The sequence below is a fragment of the Phyllobacterium zundukense genome (genome assembly GCF_025452195.1).
GTDB lineage: Bacteria > Pseudomonadota > Alphaproteobacteria > Rhizobiales > Rhizobiaceae > Phyllobacterium > Phyllobacterium zundukense_A.
The window spans coordinates 2,280,056-2,295,220 of record NZ_CP104973.1; the positions used below are offsets into that span (position 1 = coordinate 2,280,056).

Genomic DNA, 15,165 nt, shown 5'->3' on the forward strand with positions numbered 1-15,165 from the left:
CATAGCAAATAATTTCTACTTCTCATGGAACATTGGCATATTGTTCTGCGAACTTAGTATCCGAGATTGCTAGCATGCGAATTCGACAACGAAACCAGTAGGATACGGATGAAATCCTACAGTAGCTGCAGGGAAAACCATGATCTTGAAAAGTGTCGCCTCAATCGGGCTTGGCGTTTTGGTAGCATTGACGGCGGCAACGTCCGGCTTTGCGCAGACAGTGAAAATTGGCAGCAAGAATTTCACTGAACAGTTCGTTGTTGCAGAAATCTATGCGCAGGCGCTGGAGAAGGCCGGCATCACAGTCGAGCGCCGGCTGAACCTTGGCGCTACGCTCATCGCCCATTCAGCACTGACGAACGGTGAGATCGATCTTTATCCGGAGTATACCGGGACCGCGCTCGCGGCGGTGGTCAAGGGTGATCTGTCAGGCTCGGCCGATAAGATCTACAAGGACGTCAAGGATTATTACGAGAAGAACCTGCAATTGACACTGCTCGAGCCAACGCAGATCAACAATGGCTATGCCATCATCACGCTTCCCGAGACCGCCGAAAAATATAAACTCAAGACGCTGACGGATCTTGGTCCAGCCTCCAAGGAGCTCTCCTTTGGCGCGGAAGGCGGCTTTGGCGAACGCAAGGATGGTTTGCCGGGGTTGAAGCAGGTCTACGGCATCGAGTTCAAGGATTTCCGCATCTTCGCCAAGCTCGGTATTCGCTACAGTGCTCTGACGAGCAAGAACATCGACGTGTCCTATGGTTTCAGCACGGACTGGCAGATCGCCGATAGTAATCTTGTTGTTCTTGACGACGACAAGCATTTGTTCCCGCCCTATTACCTTGTGCCTGTCGTGCGCCAGGATGCGTTGGCGAAGAACCCCAAGATTGCGGACGTGCTCAACAAGGTCAGTCCGCTTTTGACCAACGAGATCATGCGCGACCTGAATGCAGCCGTCGAACGCGACAAGAAGGAACCAAAGGAAGTCGCTGCAGAGTTCCTGAAAGAAAAAGGTATTTGATTAAACTCGACGGAACCGAGCGGTTTCGCCGATCATTTGAACGTGTATGGCGGAGATGACCACATCTCCGCTATTTCATTGCTGAAGCGATTATGCAGGCAGGACGGCACCCTTGAATTGGGCTCCCAAAAACATTCCGGAAATACTTACTGCGACCTGGCAGCATCTGGTGCTCTCGGCTTCCTCGGTACTGATAGGACTGGTGATCGCATTGATCCTCGGGATCATCTGTGCACGCCGCCAGAAACTGTATGCCGTTGTTCTAACGATAACCGGCATCATTTTTGTGATTCCAAGCCTTGCCCTATTTGCACTATTGATCCCCTGGCTTGGCCTCGGCACAAAGCCGGCGCTGGTTGGCCTTTCATCCTATTGCCTGCTCATCCTCCTGCGCAATGTCGTAACCGGATTGCGCGGTGTGCCGGCCGATGTTCTCGATGCCGCAGATGGCATGGGCTACAATGCCTGGCAGCGGCTTGTCGGGATCGAACTCCCTCTTGCATTGCCGCTCATTGTTTCGGGCATACGCATTGCCCTTGTGACCGTGATCGGCATCGCCACCGTGGCAGCCTTCATCGATGGCGGCGGGCTTGGCACGATCATTCTCATGGGGATCGATCAAAACTATACCGAGAAAATACTCGTCGGCGGCATTTTGACATCCTTGATGGCGATCTTCTTCGATGTCGTGCTCAGTCAGGCCGAGAAATATCTGGTTCGGGGGAGGGCATGATATGTTGATTACCGCCTTCACTTGGATCAGCAATCATCAGCCGGAATTCTACCAGGCGCTTGGCCAGCATCTGATCATGTCAGGCGTCTCGTTGGCCTTCGCACTGGCCATTGGACTGCCGCTGGCGATCCTGATCATCAACCGGGGCGGCCTCGCCTTCGCCGTCATCAACACAATTAACGCGCTGCGCACGATTCCCAGTCTCGCGATCCTCGCTATCATGATGCCGCTTCTTGGCATCGGATTGTGGCCGTCCATCGTGGCCCTGACCATTCTCGCTTTGCCGCCGATCCTGCTCAACGCCTTTATCGGATTGCGTGATGTCGACCCCGATGCCGTCGAAGCGGCAACAGGAATGGGCATGAGCGGGGGGCAGGTTCTGCGCAAGATACGCATCCCCCTTGCCGCACCTGCCATGTTCGCGGGCGCACGCACCGCCGCCGTCCAAGTACTGGCTGGTGCGACGCTCGCCCCTTTCATCGGCGGTGGCGGCCTCGGAGATTTTATCGCCGTCGGCATCAGTATGATGGATATGTCGAGGCTACTGGTCGGTGCCATTCCCATTGCGCTGCTCGCGCTCACGACCGAGTTTACCCTTGGCCTCGCCGAAAAAGTCTTTTTTGCAGAGAGATCTACCGCATGATCAACATGGAACATGTGACCAAACGCTTCGCTGCGGACGGACCGGCATCGGTCGACAATCTTTCGCTTGTCGTCCCGGAAGGGACGACAACAGCGCTGATAGGTCCATCGGGCTGCGGCAAGACCACGACAATGCGCATGATAAACCGCCTGATCGACCCAACGGATGGCAAGATCATCGTCAATGGCGAGGATGTCACGAAGGTCGACCCGGTCGAGCTGCGCCGGCACATCGGCTATGTGATCCAGCAGGTCGGTCTGTTTCCGCATATGACCATTGCTCAGAACATTGCGGCGGTGCCGAAATTGCTCGGCTGGACCGAAGCGAAAATCACCAGCCGTACGGAAGAACTGCTGGATCTGGTCGGGCTTGACCCGAGCGAAATGCTGAAGCGCTACCCGCGCCAGCTCTCCGGTGGGCAGCGCCAGCGTATCGGCGTGGCACGAGCGCTTGCAGGCGATCCGCCAGTGCTGTTGATGGATGAACCCTTTGGCGCGATCGATCCGATCGCCAGGACGAGACTTCAGGACGAATTTCGCCAGATATTGCGTCGCGTGCGCAAGACTGTTGTGCTCGTCACGCATGATCTCGACGAGGCCATCCGGCTTGGAGACCGCATCGCCATCATGAAAAACGGCAAGATCATCCAGTACGATACGCCGGATGCAGTGCTGTCTCACCCCGCCGACGCTTTTGTGGAAAATTTCGTCGGGATAGACCGCGCGATCAAGCGGCTCAGCCTGTTCACTGTGAACGATGCGATGAACAGTGCCTCGCCGCACACGGGCGCCAGTACGGTCGCGCCGTCCAGTAGTCTGCGCGATGCGCTGGCGCTGATGGTTGCCGCCAATAGTGACGTTCTTGCCGTTGTCGACGAGAGCGGCGCAGTGAAGGGGCAATTGACGCGGGACGCTATTTTTGCGGTCTGACGGCCGGTACGAAAGCAAGGGTAACCGAGCAATGCACATCGGAATATCGATCGCGCCGTTTGGCCATCATCCCGCCGCGTGGCGTGAGAAATCGGAAGATGCGATTCATTTCAACGCTTTGGCGGCGCAGGTGAAGAAAGCAGAAGAAGGCGGGTTGGACTTCGCATTCTTTGCCGATCGGCTTGGCCAGCGGCCCCTGAACGATCTGTCGCCGCAGGCCGTGCCTTTCGAGCCGACGACGCTGGTTGCGGCGCTTGCCACTGTCGTCCGCCGGATCGGGCTGATCACGACAGCGGCGACCGCCCAGCACGAACCGTACAACCTCGCGCGCCGCTTTGCCTCGCTCGATACGATCAGCAAGGGCAGGGCTGGGTGGAATGTCGTGGTTTCGCCGGGCGCAACCGCGCGCAACCAGGAATATCTCGAAGTGGTCAACGGACTTTGGGACAGCTGGGAGGATGACGCCTTTGTTTATGACAAGGCCTCAGGCCGTTTTTTCCTGCCGGAGAAAATGCACCTTCTCGATCACAAAGGTGAATATTTCACCGTGCGTGGTCCGCTCAACGTCAATCGTTCGCCGCAAGGCAAGCCTGTTGTTTCGCACGTGCTGACGGCCGATACCGCCGAGTTTGCCGCGCTCTCGGCTGAACTTGTTTTCATTGATCCAGCGTCATTGGACGAGGCGAGGGCGCTTGTCTCCGATTTCACGCAGCGGCTTTTGCGTCATGGCCGCAAACGGTCCGAGGTGAGAATCCTTGCAAATGTCATTCCGTTCATCGGCGCCACCAAATCTGACGCACAGCAACTGCATGACAGGCTGGATGCGTTGTCGTCCGATGGAGAAAGGCCTGGAGGTTTGGAGGTCATCGGCACACCCCTCGATATTGCGGATGCGTTGCAAGCGTGGTCGGGCATTGTCGACGGTTTCACCGTCCTTCCTCCGGTGACGCCCGAAGGTGTCGACGCCTTTGTTGATCACGTTGTACCGGAACTTCGAAAGCGCGGCCTGTTCCGCAACTCCTATAAGGGCAGCACATTGCGCGAGCATCTTGGAATGCACCGTCCGCACCATCCGGCCAGCCAAACAGCGGAGCAAACATCATGAGCAAAACACAGATGAAGCTTGGCGCCTTTCTGATGGCCGGTGGCCATCATATTGCGGCCTGGCGGCGTCCGGACGCGGTTGCTGCCGCCGGTGTGGATGTCGACCACTTCATCACTCTGACGCGCCTCGCAGAAGCCGCCAAATTCGACATGGTTTTCTTTGAGGATGCAGCCGCGATCCGCGAGCGCAACATCAACACCGCGAGCCAGGCTGCGCGTTCGACAATGTTCGAGCCGTTGAGCCTTCTTGCGGCGCTGGCAGTCAATACGTCCCATATCGGCTTGGTCGCTACGGCCTCCACGACCTACAATGAGCCTCATGGCCTTGCGCGGACACTGGCCTCCATCGATCAGCTGAGCGGTGGCCGGGCTGGTTGGAACCTCGTCACGTCGGCGAGCGAACTCGAAGCGGAGAATTTTGTTGCGAGCGGCTTGCGGCCCCATGCGCAGCGCTATGAGCGCGCCGAGGAATTCGAACACGCGGCAAGGATGATCTGGGACAGCGTCGATACCGGCGCTTATGTGATCGATGGAAAAAGCTACACCGACCGGTCCAAACTACATCCCGTCGATCATCACGGCACACATTTCACTGTCAGCGGACTTCTCGACAGTCCGCGTTCGCCGCAGGGTCGTCCGCTGATGGTGCAGGCTGGTGCTTCGGATGCGGGCAAAAACCTCGCAGCGCGTACAGCGGATGTGGTGTTCGTAGCAGCGCAGGCCTTGCAGGAAGCCCAAACCTATTATGCTGATTTGAAATCGCGCATGCCGGCCTTCAATCGAAATCCCGACGATCTGAAGATCCTGCCCGGTGTGTCGCCAATCGTCGGCCGAACCGAAAGCGAAGCGCGGGCGAAATATGATGCCCTGCAAGAACTCATTCCCGACGAGGTTGGTGTGGCGTTGCTCGCCAGCTATCTCAGCATCAAGGACCTGTCACAGTATCCGCTAGAAGGACCATTGCCCGAAATGCCGGCGACCGATGGCATTCAAAGCCGGCAGCAGCTCATCATCGATCTTGCGCGGCGTGAAAACCTGTCTATCCGGCAGGTTGCTCGCAATTTCGCCGGCGCGCGTGGCCATTGGCAATTGATCGGCACACCGGCGCAGATCGTCGATGAACTGGAGGAGCGGTTCCATGCCAAAGCAGCGGATGGCTTCAACGTCATGGGTGCCTATTTCCCCGGGGCACTTCAGGATTTCATCACCCTGGTTATTCCTGAATTGCGTCGCCGAGGCCTCTTTCGCGATGAGTATGAAGGGCGCACATTGCGCGAAAATCTCGGAATCAGAATCCCGGCGCGTGCAGCATGAGCAAAGACATGAAACCCATTTACATCGACTATCTGAATGCGCTCGACATCGACGCGCTGGCACTGACTGATGCTGAAATTCTCGGTGCAATCGAAACCTCGCTTGCCGCGCAGGGCAATGGCGAGACCGTAATCGAGCCGCGAGTGCACCTTGAGCCGGACGCAACTTTCAATGGCCATTTCAATGTATTGCGGGGATATGTTGCGCCTTTGAATCTGGCAGGTGTGAAGATCGTCGGGGACTTTGTCGATAATTACAAGCTGAACTACCCCTCAGAATTCGGTGTGCTCAATCTGTTCGATCCACGTACCGGGGCGCCGCGGGCCATCCTTGATGCAACCGTCATCACTGATATGCGCACAGGCGCCGTCACCGCACTTGGAGCAAAATATCTCGCACGCAAGAACTCGAAGATCCTTGGCCATATCGGAGCGCGCGGCACGGCCTATTGGAATGTGAGGCTCCTTGATCACCTTTACAATTTCGACGAGATTCGCGTGCATTCACGTCGTCCCGAGAGCCGCAACGCCTTTGCCGAAAAGCTCTCCCATGATCTCGGCAAGCGGATCATCGTCACGGACGACTGGCGCTCCTGCGTGGAAGGCGCCGACATCGTCGTTGAAGCATCGCGCCTGCCGGAGCCGCAACCGATGTTGAAAACGGAATGGGTCAAGCCCGGCGCATTCGTTGTGCCCTATGGAACAATGAGCGCAATAGAGCTGTCGCTGACCGACATCATGGACAAGCTCGTCGTCGATGACTGGGGCCAATGCAAGGGCGGGAAATTTGGGTCCCTGCGCGCTCACGTGGAGGCGGGCAAGCTATCGGAACAGACTTTGCATGCGGAGCTTGGCCAGATCGTTGCCGGACGCAAGTCAGGCCGTGAGAATGAAGATGAGACAATTCTGTTCTGGCATCGGGGCTTGTCGCTAAGCGATATTGCGCTTGGTTATGCCATGCTGGAAAAAGCCAAAGCCTCCAATATCGGCCAGCGGCTGCGCTTTGCATGAGCCCGGTTGTCTTCAGTGGAGCGACCACCACAATCGCTGACATCGCAGCGATTGCTCGCGGGAATGCAACGGTCGAAATCGAGCCCGCCGTGTACGACAGGCTGGAAAAGGCGCGGGCGATCCTCGACAGCGCGGCTGCATCAGGACAGCAAATCTACGGTTTGAACACTGGACTCGGCGCTAATCTGAAAACAGCGGTGACCGAGGATATCGACGCATTCCAACAGCAACTGGTGCGCGGACGCGATGTAGGCGTTGGCCCATCACTGGAACGCGATGTTACCCGCGCGGTCATGGCTACGCGGCTTTCAATGCTGGCTGTCGGCGGATCCGGAATTTCTCCGTCAGTTTTCAAGGATTTGCTGGCGTTGCTCAATAAACAGATTCATCCTGTTACGCCATCCATCGGGTCCATAGGCGCTGGTGATCTCGTCCTGCTGGCGGCTATGGCGTCAACGCTGATCGGAGAGGGTGCTGCAGAGTATCAAGGTAAGGTCTATCCATCTGCTCAAGCTTTGAAAAAGGCGGGTCTTGAACCGTCGGCGCTTGGCCCGAAAGACGGGTTGTCGCTGCTCAATGCCTCGGCGGTGTCGGTCGGACGGGGTGCGCTGGTTGCGACTGACGCTGCTGTGCTTCTGGATTTTCAGCGTCGGGCAGTTGCCATGAGCTTTGAAGCCTTGGGCGGCAATCCGCACATTCTGACACCTGCGATCCAGATTGCGCGCCCCGCTGCGGGTCAGGTGGAAGAGGCGGAAAGGCTTTTGGCATTGCTTGAAGGCTCGTCATTGCTGGAAGCGAGGACGGCGATCCAGGATCCACTCAGCCTGCGTTGCGTGGCGCCCATTCAAGGAGCGCTTGCCCATGCCTTGAGGGCCGCGACAGACGCGATCGAACTCGAACTCAATTCGGCCGCGGACAATCCGCTGGTGATCATTGATGAAGAGCGAGTACTGTCGACGGGAAATTTCCACACGCCATCGCTGGCGCTGGTTTTCGAAACACTCGGGCTCGCCATCGCGCAAGCGGCGCTGGCCAGTGCTGCACGCTTCATTCAACTCACTGGCTCTGGTCGTCATGGCCTGCCGCGCTATTTGAGCCCGGTCGGCGGGGCTTCGGCTGGGTTTGTACCTCTGCAGAAGACGGTAGCCGCACTCGTTGGCGCCATCCGCCACAAGGCCAATCCAGTCCTGCTCGATTTCCTTGCCGTATCGGAAGGAGTCGAGGACCACGCGACGCAGACGCCGCTCGCGGTGGCAAAATGTGCGGAGATAGTCGATTTGTGGCGGCAACTCGTTGCCTGCGAGATGCTGGCCGCGGCGCAGGCCATAGATTTGAGGCCGGGACTTCGCTGCGGCAGCGGAACGAGACAAAGTTATGATTTCGTTCGGGCAGTTTCGCCCAAGCTGGAAGACGACAGGGCGCTCGGAGCGGATGTTTTGGCCTTGGTGGACAGCTTGCGCCAATGATTGAAACGCCGCCTTCAAACGATCGGCCGCGTGTCGCAGGATATGCAACGGTTTGGACACCTTTACACGCTAGACTGGTGAACGAGTTGTATATTCGTCACCGATAAGTTTTATGATCTGCTCATCGTCTGCAGCCAAGTTTCCGTAACACTATCCAAACGCCAAACTCTTGATGCCAGTCTAAGAACAGAACATTGACTTATTTCCGCGAATAACATCGACTAAAGTAGGGTGCTGTAAAAGCAGCGTTTCTTGAAAAGCTGGATAGTCATGACGGTCGTGCGGAATCTTTTGTGGGCGCCAACAATAGGCTTATCCTGGCTGTGGGGATTGGGTTTCTTCTATTCCATCCACGTCACTCTGACCTATGGTTGGCTGGGGTTTTTTGGTTTTGCCATAGCCAATGTCGCAGGGCTCTGGCTGTTTGGATATATTCTCGGGCGAACCAAGCGCTCGCCCGATCAGATCATCAAAGATATTGAAGGCCGCTACGCTGGCGTGTTTCTGCTGTTTCAGATGGCGGCGCTGGTTGTAACGATCTTCGGGTTTGTTGCCTATCTCTGGCAGCCGATCGTGGGCGAGGGTTCGGCGCTCGGCGTTGCGCTGTTGTTGCTGTTTGCCTGTGCTATCGGTCATGCGCTGTCGCTGCAGCAACTCAAGCTGTTGCACATCGTCTATACGGTCGTCGGGGTGGCTGCGGGCATTGTCCTCCTCATCGGACTGCGGCAGACATCAGACTATCCAGGTGTGCCACTAGAAAAGTTTGATAGCCGCTTCTATGGTCTGATCATGCCAACGCTGATCGGCTTCCTGCTTGGACCGTGGCTCGATATTCAGCATTGGCAGCGCGCGGTTACCATCAAACGTGAAGGTGGCGATGTTGGCATGGCCTATGGTGTCGGCGCGCTGATGTTTTTTGGATTTTTGTTCCTCAATGCGCTTACCGCTTCGGCGGTCGGCCCGATAGGCAGCATCCTGTCCATCGATGGCCTGCCAAGTGCCCAGGGGTCCGTCTCGGCAGCTACAGTTCTTGCTGCGGAAAATGGCCAGCCATATCTGGCGGTTGCCTTTGTCATCTGGACTGTCATTGCCCTGGCTTCAACCGTGGACAGCTTTTATTGCGCAACATCCTGGTTCCTGAAGGGTAAAAACCTGCGCAGTAACAGTCCCTTGCTTGCTCTCATCCCGGACGGCGTCGCTTCATCGCCGCTTTGGCTATTGCTTGGCGCCGCCTGGATTGCCTTCACGGCGGTACCCGCGAATTTTTCGCTGATGTATTTCATGATGCCGTTTGCAACCCTGTTCGTCAGTGCGTCGGCGAACCTGGTATGCGAGGCGCTGGGCGCGAAGCCAAAGTTTGATCCGGTGCTGAGCTTTATGATCGGTTGCGGTTCGTCGCTGATATTCATCATCGGCTACATCGAGCCGGTGCCGGGATTCCTGTTCATTTCTCCGTTCATCGGTCTGATAGGCGCTTTGCCAGTCATCATCGAACTGTTCGGACCGGCCTCCAAGGCCATTCCCGTTGAGATAGTCGATCAACCCATCCGGATGATGTCGCCTTCGCCACTTGCCAACGTCACGGGGAGCGACGACGTCACGCCATCGCATGGATTCGACGGTGAGTGGTTCGTCATGCAGCTCGTTCCCACATATGATGATACGAATTCCGTCGGAAACGTCTATTTCGCCAACTACGTGCGCTGGGTCGGCAAAGCGCGCGAATTGTTCTTCAACGTCTGCATGCCCGATTTCGACCTTGCGACCACGCGGTCTCTATATCCTCACGCGCTCCTTCACCCATGATTACCGTCGCGAGTCGAAGGAGTTCGAGCAGATTACCGTGCGCATCAAGATTGCGCGCCACAATCGGAAGTTCGTGACGTTGCAGCATGAGATCCACAGCGCCGCGCAGGGCTTGCTCGGGCATGGCGAGCAGTCATTGATGTTCGTCGACCGCGACCACTACAATCCACTCGATATTCCGGGAGAGGTAATCAAAGGGTTCCTGCCATATTGGCCAAAGGAATCGCGTTTGTCTGCGAACTACCGGCCAGTAAATATTCAGGATGCTGCCAAGCGGCAGGCGTGATCTGAGCGAACCGTTAGAGCCTTACGTGCCTGAACAGAGAACTGCTTCTATTCAGTATGAACGGCTCTAGCTGGCAACCTGGTATCGGTCACGATCGAAGGCGAGCAGCTCGAAAGTCTTCTCGACGGGCTCTGCCGGGCTGAATAGGAACCCCTGTACCTGATCGCAGCCTTCCTTTTGCAGGCAGGCCAGTTGTTCACGGGTCTCGACACCTTCGGCAGTGATCTTCATGCCCATGCTGGCTCCAAGACCCATCACTGCACGAATGATTGCAAGACTGCCCCGATTGTGCGGAAGGTCGCGCACGAAGGACTGATCGATCTTGATCTTGTCGAACGGCATCTTGCGCAGGTAGCTCAAGCTGGAATAGCCGGTGCCAAAATCATCGAGCGCGATGCTTACTCCCATGGCGCGGAACTGGCGCAACAATGAAATCGCGGCGACATTCGCTTCGAGGAAGACGGATTCAGTGATCTCCAGCTCCAGCCGATTTGGCTTGAGCTTGTTCTTGGTCAAGGCATCGCGAACAATGGACGCCAGGTCGGAGTGCCGGAACTGGATCGCCGATATATTAATTGCAACGTGGATTTCCTGCGGCCACGACACGGCGATACGGCACGCTTCCTGGATGATCCACTCGCCGAGCGGAATGATGTTTCCTGTCTCTTCCGCGATCGGGATAAAGATAGTAGGAGAGATGAAGCCGTGCACCGGATGCTTCCAGCGCAGCAGCGTCTCGAACCCTACCGTCTTGAGTGTCTGCGCCGAAATGATGGGCTGGAAATGGAGGATGAATTCGTCCCTTGCCAGCGCACCACGCAGATCCATGGCGAGCGCACGTTTGGCTTCGATGCGCGCATCCATTTCCACCTCGTAGAAACGGAAACTGTTGCGGCCCTCATTCTTGGTCCGGTAGAGCGCCAGGTCGGCGCAGCGCATGATGTCGTTGACACTGTCGGTCGGCGCAATTGCAATGCCGACGCTGATGTGAATGTTGATCTGGATACCATCAATCCAGAAGGGTTGTGCGATGCTCTGGACCAGCTGCTCGGCGAGCTCTGTCGCCGCAGTCTGATCGGCACCGCGCGCCAGAATGGCGAATTCATCGCCGGAAAGACGGGCAACGACATAGGTTGCGGGAGCCGCGCCGCGCAGGCGATCCGCCACCTGTTTGAGTAACTGATCGCCGATACCGTGACCAAAACTGTCATTGACCGTCTTGAACTCATCCAGATCGATGCAAAACACTGCGAAGCTGCGCAGTCCTTTCTCAAGGTCCTTGGTGGCTTGCGAGAGCTGGTCGGTAAATAGCGTACGGTTCGGCAGATCGGTCAGCACATCATAACGGGCGAGATAGGACAATTGATCGTCTGACTGCTTTGCAGCGGTCACATCGGAGCCGACGCCGCGGTAGCCGACAAACTGGCCTGCGTTGTCGAAAATCGCCTTGCCGGTGAGCGACCACCAACGTGTCTCGCCCTTGATGTTGATGGGCAGGATGTGATTGCGGAATGTCGTCCGGTTCTCGATGGCCTGCCAGATTGAGCCAACCTTGACGGCCTCTTCCGCATGAGACTGGTCGATCTTGAACAGTTGCGCAAAAGGCATGCCCTGCAGCTCTTTGGTCGTTTTTGCCGCAATTTGCGCCAGGCGCGGCGAGGTATGCTGGAGCTTCAGGTCGGCGTCGGTTTCCCAAATCCAGTCGCTGGCGTTTTCTTCAAAATCATACAGCAACAGGCTGATAACCTCCTTCTGCTGCTCGACCTTGATCTGGTCCAGCGTGCGCATGACAATAAGATTGCTCATGTGGACGATGGTGAACAGAATGAAGAGCGCATAGAAAGCGAGCAGGATCGCGATGAACAAAAAGAAATCTTCACCGGTTGACGCAAGCGCAAAGAACGAACCGGTAATGATCGTGCCCGAATAGGCGATCGCAGCCAGGGGCACCACGGCCACGCCAATACCGGTTGCCATGAGACCTGCTGCTGTGCATGCGATCAGAAGCCGGTGGTAGGGATCAGCGTCGAGAAACAGCATCAGGGGAATGCTCGCAAGGCAGATGCCGTAGAGGGCTGATATGATGATCAGGTATTTGATCGCATCAAAGCCAAGCTCCTTGACCTTGGGCACCGTGTACCATTGCCAGCAGGCGAAAAGTGAGCCCGCAGTCATCAATGCGACCATTATCGACACACCCGCGAGATAGGGGCGGGGGCCGAGGTCCCAGAAAACGAACGCGACGACAAACACAACGCACATTGCCACCAGAACCGTAAAAGGCGCCAGCCTTAGTGCAACGTCCATTTGCTCCGCATAGACACGACGCTTTACTGCCGGGTTGATAGCACCCCGCATACCGAACATCGATCGGATAGCGTCAAAAGTATGGAAATTGGACAATTGCACGCACAGACCTCAGGCAGGTGAGTTCATCTTTGACCCATGTTAGTTTTTTTACGTTCGGCATTGGTTAATATACTTAGCATTTTTTCTATTAGTTACCAATGTCTTTATGTCCTAGTGTCGCACTTTGGTTAAGATAAAATTTGTGACTACAGGGTATTAGTGCAGGAAAATACGTCATATTTCTTCATATATCAGTATATCTACAATTTATACGATAAAGTTCAAAGTAATATCTCTGAAACAACTTTTTTCTATTCAAATGTATTCCGTGGACCAATTTATTCGATTTGTCGCGCCGTCAAGTTAGTAGCTCTTTAGAATTAGCTCCTGTCAGCCAAATTTCAAGCGCTCAGAGTCGAATTCTTCCCCCCAAGTATGGAGGATACAGAGTCGATATGCTGACCGATGCGGCCGTTTTGGAAAGACATTCCTGCAATCGATACAAATATGAAACCCGCTGCGTGTCATCGGTCGATAACATTGCGTATCGTCATCTCTGCCGAGGCCTTCCGGCCACCCGAGATATCTCAAACAGAGCTGAAAATGTTGATGCCTGTCGCCAAGGTCTATCGAAACGCGAAGATGGTCTGTATAGACGGCCCTAAAAAGGCAACAGGGCGGACGTGCGAGCTCCGCAAATGAACATGGCTGTTTTGAGAAGTACGGCGACGAGTACGCGGCAAATGCTACCAGACAATGAGGCGACTGTGCCCGAGGCTACCAATCCCATGGTGGCATTTGAAGCCATTTCCAAGCGTTTTGCGGCAGGGAAAACTGGCGCCGAAGTGGTGGCACTGAACGACATAGATCTCGTGGTGCCTCGTGGATCGGTAACCGGGATCATCGGCCGTTCGGGAGCTGGCAAATCGACGCTGATCCGGCTCGTCAACGGGCTCGAAAGGCCGAGCTCTGGCCGCATCCTCGTTGACGGCGTGGATATCGCTGGGCTGGATGAGAAGAGCCTGCGCGCCGCGCGCTGCTCGATCGGCATGATCTTCCAGCATTTCAATTTGCTCTCCTCGCGCACTGCCTTCGGCAATATCGCGTTGCCGCTCGAAATTGCCGGCATGGGCAGGCAAGACATCGAAAAGCGCGTGACGCCCTTGCTTCATCTGGTCGGCCTGTCCGACAAGCGCGACCGCTATCCTTCCGAGCTTTCCGGTGGTCAAAAACAGCGCATCGGCATCGCGCGCGCTTTGGCAACCGAACCAAAGCTGCTGCTCTCCGACGAGGCGACATCAGCGCTCGATCCAGAAACCACGCGCTCGATCCTTGCCCTGCTCCGGAAGATCAACAAGGAGCTCGGTCTGACCGTGCTTCTGATTACCCACGAGATGGAGGTGGTGAAGGCCATCGCCGACCATGTGGCAGTGATCGATGGCGGCCGCATCGTCGAACAAGGCCCGACATTCGACGTGTTCACCGGGCATGTGCACGAAACCACCAAGGCGCTTCTCGGTGGCCTCGCAGGTATGCATTTGCCGGAGTTCCTGACCAGCCGGATGTCGCAGCGAGCGGAGCCCGGCTCGCGGACTATTCTTCGTGTCATATTCAAGGGTGAAAATGCCACGGAACCGATGTTGGCGCGGCTTGGAAGCGATCTTGGCATCGAGGTCAATATCATGGCCGGTGCAGTCGACGAGATCGCGGGGCGTCCTTTCGGTATGCTGGTGGTTTCCCTGCGTTCCGATGAGGCGAAAATTGCCGAGGCGCGGCAGTTCCTTGCCAATCACGGCCTGTCATCGGAGGTGGTCGGCTATGTCCGCTGATATCATCGCTCTCATCGTCAATGCGACGGGCCAGACGCTGTATATGGTCGCGGTCGCTGGACTGATCGGTTCACTCTTGGGTATTCCGCTCGGCGTGTTTCTGGCGACGAGCGGGCGAGGCGAGCTTTTCGCTGCGCCTTGGGTCAACAAGGTGCTTGGCGCCATCGTCAATGCCACACGTTCGACGCCGTTCATCATTCTGGTCGTTGCCATCATCCCGTTCACCCGGCTCGTTGCCGGCACATCAATAGGAACCACTGCCGCGATAGTGCCATTGACGATTGCGACGATCCCCTTCGTTGCTCGTCTGGTCGAAACGGCAATTCGTGAAGTCGATCCTGGTCTGACGGAAGCAGCGCGCGCAATGGGTGCGAGCCCGATGCAGATCGTCTTCAAGGTACTGCTTGCAGAGGCGCGGCCCGGAATTACCTCTGCACTCACCCTGACGATCGTCAGCCTGATTGGTTATGCGGCAATGGTTGGCGCGATTGGTGGCGGCGGCCTCGGCGACCTTGGCATCCGCTACGGCTATCAACGCTTCATGCCGGATGTCATGGCCGTCGTGGTTGTGGTGTTGATCGTGCTTGTTCAACTTGTTCAGAGCGCCGGTGACCGGTTGGCGCGGCAATTCGACAAGCGCAGCCGTCCCCGTTGAATTTGTTAAAAAGCAGGAGA

At 56.4% G+C, this 15,165-nt stretch carries 13 protein-coding genes; 12 read left to right on the forward strand and 1 reads right to left on the reverse strand.

Going from position 1 to position 15,165, the window contains the following annotated elements; all coding sequences use genetic code 11:
• Positions 1-139 precede the first annotated feature (139 nt).
• From N8E88_RS23585 to N8E88_RS23630, 10 genes are all read left to right on the forward strand, one after another.
• On the forward strand, positions 140-1,021 hold the full coding sequence (locus tag N8E88_RS23585; RefSeq protein ID WP_262292708.1) for a glycine betaine ABC transporter substrate-binding protein: 882 nt from the start codon (positions 140-142) through the stop codon (positions 1,019-1,021).
• A 112-nt stretch (positions 1,022-1,133) separates the two neighbouring features.
• A complete protein-coding gene (locus N8E88_RS23590; protein ID WP_262292709.1) occupies positions 1,134-1,754 on the forward strand; it encodes an ABC transporter permease in 621 nt (206 codons plus the stop codon).
• A gap of 1 nt (position 1,755) precedes the next feature.
• The gene (locus N8E88_RS23595) at positions 1,756-2,397 is read left to right on the forward strand and encodes an ABC transporter permease (protein WP_262292710.1); all 642 of its coding nucleotides are present in this window, start codon (positions 1,756-1,758) and stop codon (positions 2,395-2,397) included.
• Complete coding sequence (locus N8E88_RS23600; protein WP_262292711.1) at positions 2,394-3,326, forward strand: ABC transporter ATP-binding protein; 933 nt, start codon at positions 2,394-2,396, stop codon at positions 3,324-3,326. The genes N8E88_RS23595 and N8E88_RS23600 overlap by 4 nt, the downstream gene beginning before the upstream one ends.
• Positions 3,327-3,357: 31 nt before the next feature.
• The gene (locus N8E88_RS23605) at positions 3,358-4,431 is read left to right on the forward strand and encodes an LLM class flavin-dependent oxidoreductase (protein ID WP_262292712.1); all 1,074 of its coding nucleotides are present in this window, start codon (positions 3,358-3,360) and stop codon (positions 4,429-4,431) included.
• Complete coding sequence (locus tag N8E88_RS23610) at positions 4,428-5,744, forward strand: LLM class flavin-dependent oxidoreductase (protein ID WP_262292713.1); 1,317 nt, start codon at positions 4,428-4,430, stop codon at positions 5,742-5,744. Before N8E88_RS23605 ends, N8E88_RS23610 begins: the two co-directional genes overlap by 4 nt.
• A gap of 8 nt (positions 5,745-5,752) precedes the next feature.
• Positions 5,753-6,754: an ornithine cyclodeaminase family protein gene (locus N8E88_RS23615; RefSeq protein WP_262292714.1), complete on the forward strand. Its 1,002-nt coding sequence runs from the start codon at positions 5,753-5,755 to the stop codon at positions 6,752-6,754.
• Positions 6,751-8,220, forward strand: coding sequence for an HAL/PAL/TAL family ammonia-lyase (gene hutH, locus N8E88_RS23620; RefSeq protein WP_262292715.1), 1,470 nt, complete (start codon positions 6,751-6,753; stop codon positions 8,218-8,220). Before N8E88_RS23615 ends, hutH begins: the two co-directional genes overlap by 4 nt.
• Positions 8,221-8,472: 252 nt before the next feature.
• Positions 8,473-10,026: an acyl-CoA thioesterase family protein gene (locus N8E88_RS23625; RefSeq protein WP_262292716.1), complete on the forward strand. Its 1,554-nt coding sequence runs from the start codon at positions 8,473-8,475 to the stop codon at positions 10,024-10,026.
• Positions 9,980-10,312: an acyl-CoA thioesterase gene (locus N8E88_RS23630; RefSeq protein ID WP_262292717.1), complete on the forward strand. Its 333-nt coding sequence runs from the start codon at positions 9,980-9,982 to the stop codon at positions 10,310-10,312. Before N8E88_RS23625 ends, N8E88_RS23630 begins: the two co-directional genes overlap by 47 nt.
• Positions 10,313-10,378: 66 nt before the next feature.
• Here the strand turns inward: N8E88_RS23630 and N8E88_RS23635 are convergent, their stop codons facing one another.
• Positions 10,379-12,721, reverse strand: coding sequence for a putative bifunctional diguanylate cyclase/phosphodiesterase (locus N8E88_RS23635; protein ID WP_224511903.1), 2,343 nt, complete (start codon positions 12,719-12,721; stop codon positions 10,379-10,381).
• A gap of 683 nt (positions 12,722-13,404) precedes the next feature.
• Between N8E88_RS23635 and N8E88_RS23640 the strand changes: the two genes are divergently transcribed.
• Together N8E88_RS23640 and N8E88_RS23645 are read left to right on the forward strand one after the other, a co-directional pair.
• On the forward strand, positions 13,405-14,490 hold the full coding sequence (locus N8E88_RS23640) for a methionine ABC transporter ATP-binding protein (RefSeq protein ID WP_410010698.1): 1,086 nt from the start codon (positions 13,405-13,407) through the stop codon (positions 14,488-14,490).
• Positions 14,480-15,145 carry a methionine ABC transporter permease gene (locus N8E88_RS23645; RefSeq protein ID WP_262292718.1) on the forward strand — a complete coding sequence of 222 codons (666 nt, stop codon included), beginning with the start codon at positions 14,480-14,482 and terminating at the stop codon, positions 15,143-15,145. Before N8E88_RS23640 ends, N8E88_RS23645 begins: the two co-directional genes overlap by 11 nt.
• The last annotated feature ends 20 nt before the right edge of the window (positions 15,146-15,165 follow it).